Source organism: Streptomyces sp. NPDC107454 (assembly GCF_055582885.1).
The window spans coordinates 87,558-98,716 of record NZ_JBVJPA010000021.1 but is presented as its reverse complement, the minus strand read 5'-3'; the positions used below and the strand labels follow the sequence as shown (position 1 = coordinate 98,716).

9 protein-coding genes are annotated in these 11,159 nt (G+C 70.3%); 8 read left to right on the top strand and 1 reads right to left on the bottom strand.

Annotated elements, in window-relative coordinates; translation table 11 throughout:
• Positions 1-176: 176 nt before the first annotated feature.
• Both ACZ69M_RS41725 and ACZ69M_RS41720 read left to right on the top strand, forming a co-directional pair.
• Entirely contained in the window at positions 177-1,556 is a 1,380-nt protein-coding gene (locus ACZ69M_RS41725; protein WP_470058346.1) for a nitrate/nitrite transporter, read from the top strand.
• A gap of 101 nt (positions 1,557-1,657) precedes the next feature.
• Complete coding sequence (locus ACZ69M_RS41720) at positions 1,658-2,818, top strand: uroporphyrinogen-III synthase (RefSeq protein ID WP_470058344.1); 1,161 nt, start codon at positions 1,658-1,660, stop codon at positions 2,816-2,818.
• On the opposite strand, the gene ACZ69M_RS41715 is transcribed toward ACZ69M_RS41720, so the two are convergent.
• On the bottom strand, positions 2,767-3,324 hold the full coding sequence (locus ACZ69M_RS41715) for an anthrone oxygenase family protein (protein WP_470058342.1): 558 nt from the start codon (positions 3,322-3,324) through the stop codon (positions 2,767-2,769). The genes ACZ69M_RS41720 and ACZ69M_RS41715 overlap by 52 nt on opposite strands.
• A gap of 178 nt (positions 3,325-3,502) precedes the next feature.
• Here ACZ69M_RS41715 and ACZ69M_RS41710 point away from each other — a divergent pair, with 178 nt between their 5' ends.
• From ACZ69M_RS41710 to ACZ69M_RS41685, 6 genes are all read left to right on the top strand, one after another.
• Positions 3,503-4,090 carry a CGNR zinc finger domain-containing protein gene (locus tag ACZ69M_RS41710; RefSeq protein WP_352049000.1) on the top strand — a complete coding sequence of 196 codons (588 nt, stop codon included), beginning with the start codon at positions 3,503-3,505 and terminating at the stop codon, positions 4,088-4,090.
• 292 nt (positions 4,091-4,382) lie between these two features.
• Positions 4,383-4,919: a sigma-70 family RNA polymerase sigma factor gene (locus ACZ69M_RS41705; RefSeq protein ID WP_266652727.1), complete on the top strand. Its 537-nt coding sequence runs from the start codon at positions 4,383-4,385 to the stop codon at positions 4,917-4,919.
• Between the two features lie 38 nt (positions 4,920-4,957).
• Positions 4,958-5,749: an anti-sigma factor family protein gene (locus ACZ69M_RS41700; protein ID WP_470058340.1), complete on the top strand. Its 792-nt coding sequence runs from the start codon at positions 4,958-4,960 to the stop codon at positions 5,747-5,749.
• 83 nt (positions 5,750-5,832) lie between these two features.
• A complete protein-coding gene (locus ACZ69M_RS41695; RefSeq protein WP_470058338.1) occupies positions 5,833-8,259 on the top strand; it encodes a HelD family protein in 2,427 nt (808 codons plus the stop codon).
• 423 nt (positions 8,260-8,682) lie between these two features.
• Positions 8,683-10,104, top strand: coding sequence for an NAD-dependent malic enzyme (locus ACZ69M_RS41690; RefSeq protein ID WP_470058336.1), 1,422 nt, complete (start codon positions 8,683-8,685; stop codon positions 10,102-10,104).
• A 521-nt stretch (positions 10,105-10,625) separates the two neighbouring features.
• Positions 10,626-10,907, top strand: coding sequence for an HU family DNA-binding protein (locus tag ACZ69M_RS41685; RefSeq protein WP_007382399.1), 282 nt, complete (start codon positions 10,626-10,628; stop codon positions 10,905-10,907).
• The last annotated feature ends 252 nt before the right edge of the window (positions 10,908-11,159 follow it).

Below are 11,159 nucleotides of genomic sequence, written 5' to 3'. Positions count from 1 at the left end.
GCAGGGGGACGACGGCACCCCGGACGTCCTCACCGTCGCCCCCTCCTCCTCGTGAGAGCAACGTTCCTTTCCGGTCACTCACAGCCACAGCCTCGAAACGCGTCCTCCCTACCTTCGGGACTCAGTCAGTCGTTGTACGACACCTGGGCACCGCACCGGAGAACCGTGGAGGCGTCATGACAGCCCCTAGTACAGCCCCCGCACCGAGCAGGGGAGGCCGCTGGATCCAGAAGTGGGACCCGGAGGACGAGACCTTCTGGAAAGAGACGGGTGAGAAGGTCGCCCGGCGGAATCTGCTCTTCTCCGTGCTCTCCGAGCACATCGGGTTCTCGATCTGGACCATGTGGTCGGTGATGGTGCTCTTCATGGGCCCCGAGTACGGGCTCACCCCGGCCGACAAGTTCATGCTCACCTCGATGGTGACGCTGGTCGGAGCCGTGGTGCGGGTGCCGTACACCTTCGCGGTGGCGATCTTCGGCGGCCGGAACTGGACCATCGTCTCGGCGAGCCTGCTGCTCGTCCCGAGCGTCGCCGCGTTCGCGGTGATGAAGCCGGGGACCTCGTTCGACACCTTCCTGCTGGTCGGTCTGCTCGCGGGCATCGGCGGCGGCAACTTCGCCTCCAGCATGACCAACATCAACGCCTTCTTCCCCTTGAGGAAGAAGGGCTGGGCGCTCGGTCTCAACGCGGGCGGCGGAAACATCGGCGTGCCCGTCATCCAGCTCGTGGCGCTCGCGATCATCGGCGCGAACGGCGGACCGAGGGTCCTGCTGGGGATCTACATTCCGCTGATCGTCGTCGCCGCCGTGCTCGCCGCCGTCTACATGGACAACATCGCGTCCGTGAAGAACGACACCGGCGCCGCCAGGGACGCCGCGAAGGACGCCCACACCTGGATCATGTCCTTCCTCTACATCGGCACCTTCGGGTCGTTCATCGGCTACAGCTTCGCCTTCGGGCAGGTGCTCCAGAACCAGTTCGGCCGCACTCCGCTGCAGGCGGCCTACGTCACCTTCATCGGCCCGCTGCTCGGCTCGCTGATCCGGCCCGTGGGCGGCTGGCTCGCCGACCGCTACGGCGGCGCGCGCATCACGCTGTGGAACTTCGTCGCCATGGCCGGCGCGACCGGTGTCATCGTCGTCGCCTCCACCCAGAAGTCGCTTCCCCTGTTCACGATCGCGTTCATCGCGCTGTTCGTGCTCACCGGGCTCGGCAACGGCTCGACGTACAAGATGATCCCGGGCATCTTCCAGGCCAAGGCCGTCGCCAAGGGGCTGGAAGGGGAGGCGGCGGCCTCCTACGGGCGGCGGCTGTCCGGCGCCTCCATGGGCCTCATCGGCGCGGTGGGCGCGCTCGGCGGCGTCGGCATCAACCTCGCCTTCCGGCAGTCCTTCCTGTCCTACGGCTCGGGCACCGGCGCCTTCGTGGCCTTCCTCGCCTTCTACGCGCTGTGCTTCCTGGTGACCTGGGCCGTATACCTTCGCGGCCCCGCCACCCAGACCCGCACGGCCACTGCCGCAGAGGCGAAGCCGCAGCTCAGCTACGTCGAGGTCTGACGTAACACGGGTGACATCAAGGTGAACCGAGCCTGTCACGGGGTGTTGACAGGCTCGGTCAGCGGTGACCGCACGTAGACCCCCAGCGCGAGACGAGAGCCATGGACGACGAACAGCAGCGACCGGCCGGGCAGGACAGCGGCCCCCTCGCGGGGTTCACCGTGGGCGTGACGGCCGCGCGTCGGGCCGACGAACTCGGGGCTTTGCTCCAGCGGCGCGGCGCCGTCGTCCAGCACGCGCCCGCCCTGCGCATCGTGCCGCTCGCCGACGACAGCGAACTCCTCGCCGCCACCAAGGAGCTGATCGACCAGGCGCCCGACATCGTGGTCGCCACCACCGCGATCGGCTTCCGCGGCTGGATCGAGGCCGCCGACGGGTGGGGGCTCGGCGAGGCCCTGCTCAGCCGGCTGCGCGGGGTCGAACTGCTCGCGCGCGGCCCCAAGGTGAAGGGCGCCGTACGGGCCCAGGGACTGACCGAGGAGTGGTCGCCCTCCTCCGAGTCCATGGCCGAGGTGCTCGACCGGCTCCTGGAGGAGGGCGTCGAGGGCCGCCGTATCGCCGTACAGCTGCACGGCGAGCCGCTGCCCGGGTTCGTGGAGTCGCTGCGGGCCGCCGGAGCCGAGGTCGTGGGGGTCCCCGTCTACCGGTGGATGCCGCCGGAGGACATCGGGCCCGTCGACCGGCTCCTCGACGCCACCGTCACCCGGGGCCTGGACGCGCTCACCTTCACCAGCGCGCCCGCCGCCGCCTCCCTGCTGTCCAGGGCCGAGGACCGCGGCCTGCTGTCCGAACTCCTCGCCGCCCTCCACCACGACGTCCTGCCCGCCTGCGTCGGCCCCGTCACCGCGCTCCCTCTGCAGGCGCACGGCATCGACACCGTCCAGCCCGAGCGCTTCCGGCTCGGCCCCCTCGTCCAGCTGCTCTGCCAGGAACTCCCCGGCCGGGCCCGTACGTTGCCCATCGCCGGCCACCGCGTAGAGATCCGCGGCCACGCCGTGATGGTCGACGGAGCGCTGCGGCCCGTACCGCCCGCCGGGATGTCGCTGCTGCGGACCCTGTCCCGCCGCCCCGGCTGGGTGGTCGCCCGGTCCGAGCTGCTGCGGGCGCTGCCGGGCGCCGGGCGGGACGAGCACGCCGTCGAGACGGCCATGGCCCGGCTGCGTACGGCACTCGGCGCGCCCAAGCTCATCCAGACCGTCGTCAAGCGCGGCTACCGGCTCGCGCTCGACCCGGCCGCCGACTCCAAGTACGCCGACGTGTAGGCGCGGTGGCGGTACAGGAGCAGGGCGCGGGTGAGGCAGGCCAGGGCGAGCGTCGACAGCAGGGCCCGTACGACGTTCCACGCGACCCAGGTGTCCTCGAACCGCTGGCGTACGGCGGCCGGGTCGGCGGTCGTCGCGGGGTTCCCGGCGTTTGCCAGGCGGTTGTTGAGCGGGATGTTCACGGCGACCGTGAACAGGAAGGCCAGCGCGTACGCGGCGAGGGCGGCGAACACCCACCACCGGTGGGGGGACTTGCGCAACTGCCAGGCGGAGACCGCCGTGAGGACCAGCGCGCCCAGGAAACTCAGGAAGAACACTGGGTTCTGGATCACGTCGTTGATGTTCTGCATGACCTCGATGAAGACGCGGTCGTCACTGCGGGCCAGTGCCGGCATGACGTCGCAGGCGAAAATGTAGAAGACCCCGGCGATCAGGCCCATCGCGACCGTGGCCGCACCCAGGACACCTCCGGCGGTGGTACGCCGCCCCGTGCTGTTCTCTGTCATGCCATCGAGTCAACCGTCGTGGTCCGGCACCGGACATGGCCGAGGCGCGCGGTCTCATAAGCGGACGTCCACCCCCTGACCGGCACGGGTCTTCCGGTCGCGGGTGCAGCCATGCACTGTAGGGGGTACGACCCCTACCGACCCCTCACGGCGGTAACCCCAAGGCGGTGACAGGCACATGGCATCGGGCATGGCCACGGCCTCGTACGAGCTGAGGTTCGACTCCGGGCGGATCTGCCTGGACCTCCTCGCGACCACCCACCCCGAGGAACGGCTCGACTCGGTGGACCGGCTGCGCGCCTGGATCACCCGCTCCGGGCTCGTCCCCGCGGGCACCCCGCTCGCGGCGGCCGACCTCTCCTGGCTCGTGGGCTTTCGCGAACTGCGCGGTCATGTCGCCCGGTTGGTCCGCGGTGAGCTGGACGCGCGGCCCGCCGACACCGCGCTCGCCCGCGTCAACGCCGTCGCGCTCGCCGCCCCGCCCGCCCCCTGGGCCGTACGCGCGGACGACGGCTCGCTGCGGCGCCGGCTGCACACCCCGCCCGGCCGCCCCGGGTTGCTCGCCGTCATCGCCCGCGACGCCCTCGAACTGCTCACCGACCCGGTGGCGCGCGCGAGCCTCAGACAGTGCGAGGGGGACAACTGCCCGATCGTCTACCTCGACACCTCCCGGGGGCGGCGCCGACGGTGGTGTTCCAGTGAGGTGTGCGGAAACCGGGAGCGGGTGGCCCGGCATCGGCGCCGGGCGGCCCTCGCCCGCGCGTGAACCGTGCATGACGCGCATATGCGTGTATGACGCGCATAAAGCGCGTATGAAACGCGTCACAGTATCCGGAGCCTTCGCTTCACCCCTATGTGATGTGTCGATCGCGTGCGGTGATCAACAAACATCCTTCACAACTCTTCCAAGAAATATGTCCCACCTCTTTGAACACGCGCACGCCCAGACACGTACTCCGGGACGAGCGACCGACTGGGGGATCCCCCGGACACCGGAGGTAGGCGTGCGCAAGGATTCCGCCGTGGCTGATGAACGAAGGTCAAGGGCCCGACATCGCATGAATCCGTCTGCGTCGGCTTCGTCGAGCGAACCCGACGAGGAGCTGATGCGTGCGCTGTACCGGGAACACGCGGGTCCGTTGCTCGCGTACGTGCTGCGGCTGGTCGCGGGGGATCGGCAGCGTGCCGAGGACGTTGTGCAGGAAACACTCATCCGTGCCTGGAAGAACGCCGGTCAGCTCAATCGGGCGACCGGTTCGGTACGACCCTGGCTGGTGACGGTCGCCCGGCGCATCGTCATCGACGGCCACCGCAGCCGGCAGGCCCGGCCGCAGGAGGTGGACCCGTCACCGCTGGAGGTCATCCCCGCGGAGGACGAGATCGACAAGGCGTTGTGGCTGATGACACTGTCGGACGCGCTGGACGACCTGACCCCTGCTCATAGGGAAGTTCTGGTCGAAACGTACTTCAAAGGGCGTACGGTCAATGAGGCGGCCGAGACGCTCGGCATACCCAGCGGCACCGTGCGCTCCCGGGTGTTCTACGCCCTGCGGTCGATGAAGCTGGCGCTGGAGGAGCGGGGGGTGACGGCATGAACACATACGGGGGTTACGGAACGGGCGGGCCAGGAGCCATGCAGGGACCACGGGGACAACAGAATCCCGGTGACAACATTCACGAAACCGTCGGCGCCTACGCCCTCGGTATCCTCGACGACGCCGAAGCGACAGCCTTCGAGGCCCATCTCGCCACCTGCGAATGGTGCGCCCAGCAGCTCGACGAGCTCGCCGGGATGGAACCGATGCTCGCCGCGCTCGCGGATCTGCCCGCCTCGCAGGGCACGCCCGCCATCGGCGAGTCGCTGGCCGCCCGCCCGAGCCCACGGCTCGCCGAACGGCTGGTCGACGAGGTGTCGGAGCGACGCGCGGTCAAGCGCCGGCGCGGCTTCTACCTCGTGGCCGCCGCGGCCGCGCTGATCATCGGCGGCCCGCTGACGGTGATGGCCGTCAACGGCGGCGGCGGTACCACCACCACCGCGTCGCCCGACTCGGCCATGGCCACCAGCCCGGCCAAGGCAGCCTTCGACGTCATGACGGACAAGAAGTCGGCCACGGACCCGAGCACCAAGGTCAACGCCGTCGTCGCGATCGAGAAGAAGGACTGGGGCACCCACGCCGTCCTCCAGCTCAAGAACGTCAAGGGCCCGCTGAAGTGCTCCCTGATCGCCGTCGGCAAGAACGGCGAGCGTGAGACGGTGACCTCCTGGGCCGTCCCGAACTGGGGCTACGGCATCACGAACGCCAAGACGGAAGAGGCGAAGAAGCCTCTCTACGTCCACGGCGGCGCGGCCTTCAACCCGAACGAGATCGACCACTTCGAGGTCATGACCTTCGACGGGAAGCGGCTCGTCGAGGTGAACGTGTGAGCGAACTCAGGGCGCGCACGTAGCCTCACGGGGTCCCCTTCGCGTACGGTTGACGGCTGCCCAGCACGTCAGAAGGGGGCCCGGTGGCCGCTCAGGCTCAGCAGGAAACCGCGCTCGACCAGATCCACGATTCCGCACAGGACGATTCCGTACGGGATCGTGAGATCAGCGTCGAGCAGCAACATCTGGACCGGGTGTACCGGCGCCTCGAGGAGAAGATCCACGAGGCGGAGTTCCTGATGAACGACGCCGCTCAGCGCGGCCAGGTCGGTACACCGGGGGCGCTCGCGGAGCGCGACGCCCAGGTGTTCCGCGCGGGGATTCATCTGAATCGCCTGAACAACGAGTTCGAGGACTTCCTCTTCGGCCGGATCGACCTGCTGCTCGGGAAGGACGGCAAGAAGGGCCCGGACGGCGCCTACACGGCCGTCGAACCGGCCGAGGGTGTCGTACAGGTGGACGAGACCGGCCAGTACGCCTCCATCGCCGAGACGCTCCACATCGGCCGCATCGGAGTGCTGGACGCGGACTACGCGCCGCTGGTCATCGACTGGCGGGCGCCCGCCGCGGCCCCCTTCTACCGCTCGACACCGGTCGACCCGGGCCGCGTCGTACGCCGCCGGGTCATCCGCTCCAAGGGCCGCAAGGTTCTCGGCGTCGAGGACGACCTGATGCGCCCCGAGCTCAAGGCCACCCTCGACGGCCGGGAACTCCCGGTGATCGGCGACGGCGCCCTGATGGCCGCGCTCGGCCAGGCCCGCAGCCACACCATGCGGGACATCGTGGCGTCCATCCAGGCCGAACAGGACCTGGTGATCCGCGCCCCCGCCGCGTCGGTGACCTACGTGGAGGGCGGCCCCGGCACCGGCAAGACGGCCGTGGCCCTGCACCGGGCGGCCTATCTCCTCTACCAGGACCGCCGCCGGTACGCGGGCGGCATCCTGATCGTCTCCCCGACCCCGCTCCTGGTCGCCTACACGGAGGGCGTGCTGCCCTCCCTCGGCGAGGAGGGCCAGGTCGCCATCCGCGCCATCGGCTCCCTCGTCGACGGCGCGGAGGCCACCCTGTACGACTCCCCGGCCGTCGCCCGCGCCAAGGGCTCGTACAGGATGCTCAAGGTGCTGCGGAAGGCCGCCAGAGGCGCGCTGGAGACGCCTGGCGCCGGCCCGGGCCGGTCCACCGCCGCCGGGGACCGGTCGGAGCAGCTCGCCTTCGGCGAGGAGGCCGCCCCGGCCCCCGCGGGCGCCCCCACCCGCCTGCGTGTCGTCGCCTTCGGGCGGCGCCTGGAGCTGGAGGCCGCCGAGCTCGACCGCATCAAGCACAACGCGCTGAGCGGGACCGCGCCGGTGAACCTGCTGCGCCCGCGCGCCCGCAAACTTCTGCTGGACGCGCTGTGGTCGAAGTCCGGGGCCGGTACGCGGCACACGGACCCGGAGCTGGCCGCCGAGCTGCGGTCGTCCTTCGACGAGGACGTCGCCTCCGAGGACAGTTTCATCGACTTCGTGGACGCGTGGTGGCCCGAGCTGACCCCGCGGGGCGTCCTCGCCGCCATGGCCGACGAGCGGCGCCTCGGCCGCTGGGCGCGCCGGATCCTCAACCCCGGCGAGGTGCGCCGGGTCGCGCGCTCGCTCAAGCGGGACGGGCTGTCCGTCCACGACGTGGCGATGCTGGACGAGCTCCAGGCGATCCTGGGCATGCCCGTCCGGCCCCGCAAACGCCGCGAGCTGGACCCGCTGGACCAGCTCACCGGTCTCGAGGAGCTCATGCCCGTACGCGAGGAGTCGCAGCGCGAGCGGGCCGAGCGGCTGGCGCAGGAGCGCGTCGAGTACGCGCACGTCATCGTCGACGAGGCGCAGGACCTCACGCCCATGCAGTGGCGGATGGTGGGCCGACGCGGCCGGCAGGCCACCTGGACCGTCGTGGGCGACCCGGCGCAGTCCTCGTGGTCGGATCCCGACGAGGCCGCGGAGGCCCGTGACGAGGCCCTGGGAAGCCGTCCCAGGCGCCGTTTCACCCTCACCGTCAACTACCGCAACCCCGCCGAGATCGCCGAGCTGGCCGCCAAGGTCCTCGCCCTCGCCATGCCCGGCTCCGAGTCCCCCTCGGCCGTACGGTCCACCGGGGTCGAGCCGCGTTTCGTGGCGACGAACAACGCGGGCGCCGGTGTACGGGACTCGCTCGCGCAGACCGTGCGCGCCGAGGCCGCGCGGCTGCTGGACCGGGTGGACGGCACGGTGGGCGTCGTGGTGGCCATGAACCGGCGCGAGGAGGCCGCCCGCTGGCTCGCCGGGCTCGGCGAACGGGTGGTGGCGCTCGGGAGCCTGGAGGCGAAGGGACTGGAGTACGACGCGACGGTGGTCGTCTCGCCGGCGGAGATCGCCGACGAGTCGCCCGCGGGCCTGCGGGTGCTCTACGTCGCCCTCACCCGCGCCACGCAGCAGCTGACGATCGTCTCCGGCGACCGCGACGAACCCGACGCGAACGGGGTGCCGGATCTGCTCCGGGACTGACCCCCGCCGGGGCCGACGCCCCAGATGAACTCTCGGGGTGGGAATTGCCTTACGGGGATCGTTTGTTACCGTGGATGTGACACCGGCCCGATCCAAGCCCCCGGGCCCAACCTTCGTCGCTACGAGCGACCACTTGCCGCGAGGCGAGCATGGCGGGTCGGTGTCACTGAACGAGGAGAGGCTCACGTCACCCGACGTGAGCCTCTTTCGTTGTCTGCTTCCGTTCGTCGACCGTTTCCCCCGAGGTTCACGTACTCTCGTATGGTGGAAGTTGTCTTCCGAAAACGCACGCCTTACCTGCGAACAAAACGTTCGCAATCCGGGGCGGCTACCACGTACTGAGGGGTAGGTGCGACGATCGGACGGCATACCCGCGAGACAGCGCGACCCAGCAGTACACGGTGAAAGCAGAGGAAGTCGGCCATGGCAACGGCGCCCAGCGTCTCCTACTCGATTACGGTCCGACTGGAGGTGCCCGCGAGCGGAACCGCGGTCTCCCAGATCACCACGGCCGTAGAGTCCCACGGAGGCTCGGTGACCGGCCTCGACGTGACCGCCTCAGGCCACGAGAAGCTCCGGATCGACGTCACCATCGCGGCGAGCTCCACGGCCCACGCCGACGAGATCGTCCAGCAGCTGCGCGGCATCGAGGGCGTCACGCTGGGCAAGGTCTCCGACCGTACGTTCCTCATGCACCTCGGCGGCAAGATCGAGATGCAGTCGAAGCACCCGATCCGCAACCGTGACGACCTCTCCATGATCTACACCCCGGGCGTAGCCCGCGTGTGCATGGCGATCGCCGAGAACCCCGAGGACGCCCGCCGCCTCACCATCAAGCGCAACTCCGTTGCGGTCGTGACGGACGGCTCGGCCGTGCTCGGCCTCGGGAACATCGGCCCCAAGGCCGCCCTCCCGGTCATGGAGGGCAAGGCGGCCCTCTTCAAGCGCTTCGCCGGCATCGACGCCTGGCCGCTGTGCCTGGACACCCAGGACACCGACGCGATCGTCGAGATCGTCAAGGCCATCGCCCCCGGCTTCGCGGGCATCAACCTGGAGGACATCTCCGCGCCGCGCTGCTTCGAGATCGAGGCCCGGCTGCGCGAGGCCCTGGACATCCCCGTCTTCCACGACGACCAGCACGGCACCGCGATCGTCGTCCTCGCCGCGCTCACGAACGCCCTGCGTGTGGCGGGCAAGGCCATCGGTGACATCCGGGTCGTCATGTCCGGCGCGGGCGCGGCCGGTACGGCCATCCTGAAGCTGCTCATCGCCGCGGGCGTCAAGAACGCCGTCGTCGCCGACATCCACGGAGTCGTGCACGCGGACCGCGCGGACCTTGTCGGCGCGGCCTCCGATTCGCCACTGCGTTGGATCGCCGACAACACCAACCCCGAGGGCCTCACGGGCACGTTGAAGGAGGCCGTGCGCGGCGCCGACGTGTTCATCGGCGTCTCCGCCCCGAACGTGCTCGACGGCGACGACGTGGCCGCCATGGCCGACGGTGCCATCGTGTTCGCGCTCGCGAACCCCGACCCCGAGGTCGACCCGGCAATCGCCCGCCAGACCGCGGCAGTTGTCGCCACCGGCCGCTCCGACTTCCCCAACCAGATCAACAACGTGCTGGTCTTCCCGGGAGTCTTCCGTGGCCTCCTGGACGCCCAGTCCCGCACGGTCAACACCGAGATGATGCTGGCCGCCGCGGCCGCGCTCGCGGACGTGGTGACCGAGGACGAGCTGAACCCGAACTACATCATCCCCAGCGTCTTCAACGACAAGGTCGCGGGCGCGGTCGCCGGAGCGGTGCGCTCCGCGGCGAAGGCGGCGGGTGTGACAGCGGCGGAGTAGGGCACTCGGCGCCGGTGCGGACGTCGCCGGGGGCTTGCCGCCCCCGGCCCCCGCGTCGGCCCGTACGGCCTTGTCCCCGAACGCCGGACGGGCCGGCGGGCGCCCGCCGGATGACGGTGGTCGGTGGTTGTTGCGGTGTGACTTGCTGTGACGATCGCCACGACGGCGGCGCGTCGGCGCGTCGCGGGATGCGGGGTACCTGGCCGCCCTCTAGGGTGGCGGCCAGGCTCAGGCCTCCCAGGCCCTGCGGTCCGCTGCCGGGAGCGGACGGAGCGTCACCACACTGAGGCAGTGGCGCTTTTCGTGTGACTCCCAAGGGTGTTCGTGTGACTCCCAGGGGTGCCGGATTGGCTTTCCCGCCGCAGGTGGGGGCAGGATGCGTCTTCGGGCGCGAGGGTCTGGCTACGGACCCGGGTCCGGGGACCGACCGAGGGCCCTGGCAGCATCGGCTTCGCCGCATCCAACATGCGGCTCCGCCGCGTGGCACGCCTCAACGGCAAGAAGAACACGGGAGTAACAACATGAACCGCAGTGAGCTGGTGGCCGCGCTGGCCGACCGCGCCGAGGTGACCCGCAAGGACGCCGACGCCGTTCTGGCCGCGTTCGCCGAGACCGTCGGCGAGATCGTTGCCAAGGGCGACGAGAAGGTCACCATCCCCGGCTTCCTGACCTTCGAGCGCACCCACCGTGCCGCTCGCACCGCGCGCAACCCGCAGACCGGCGACCCGATCCAGATCCCGGCCGGCTACAGCGTGAAGGTCTCCGCGGGCAGCAAGCTCAAGGAAGCGGCCAAGGGCAAGTAAGCCGCGTCCGTGTGCCACGGGACGGCGCACGAACCGCAGTAACGCCAATGGGGCGGCCCCCTTGACCGGGGGCCGCCCCATCGTCGTACACACACCGAGCGCCGACCGCGCCGACCGCGCCGCCCGAGTGTCAGCGTGCTATCCGAGCGTCTTCCCCGGGAGTTCGGCCTTCGCGTCGAGTTCCACGAGCTTCTTCATGCTGTGTCTGTCCGGGGGGTGACCCCTGGACCCCCAGCCGGGGGCAGCTGCCCG

Bases quoted from the DNA above. Each gene is read 5' to 3' on its own strand.
- ACZ69M_RS41725 (WP_470058346.1), top strand. From the start codon at position 177: ATGACAGCCCCTAGTACAGCCCCCGCACCGAGCAGGGGAGGCCGCTGG.
- ACZ69M_RS41720 (WP_470058344.1), top strand. From the start codon at position 1,658: ATGGACGACGAACAGCAGCGACCGGCCGGGCAGGACAGCGGCCCCCTC.
- ACZ69M_RS41715 (WP_470058342.1), bottom strand. From the start codon at position 3,324: ATGACAGAGAACAGCACGGGGCGGCGTACCACCGCCGGAGGTGTCCTG.
- ACZ69M_RS41710 (WP_352049000.1), top strand. From the start codon at position 3,503: ATGGCATCGGGCATGGCCACGGCCTCGTACGAGCTGAGGTTCGACTCC.
- ACZ69M_RS41705 (WP_266652727.1), top strand. From the start codon at position 4,383: ATGAATCCGTCTGCGTCGGCTTCGTCGAGCGAACCCGACGAGGAGCTG.
- ACZ69M_RS41700 (WP_470058340.1), top strand. From the start codon at position 4,958: ATGCAGGGACCACGGGGACAACAGAATCCCGGTGACAACATTCACGAA.
- ACZ69M_RS41690 (WP_470058336.1), top strand. From the start codon at position 8,683: ATGGCAACGGCGCCCAGCGTCTCCTACTCGATTACGGTCCGACTGGAG.
- ACZ69M_RS41685 (WP_007382399.1), top strand. From the start codon at position 10,626: ATGAACCGCAGTGAGCTGGTGGCCGCGCTGGCCGACCGCGCCGAGGTG.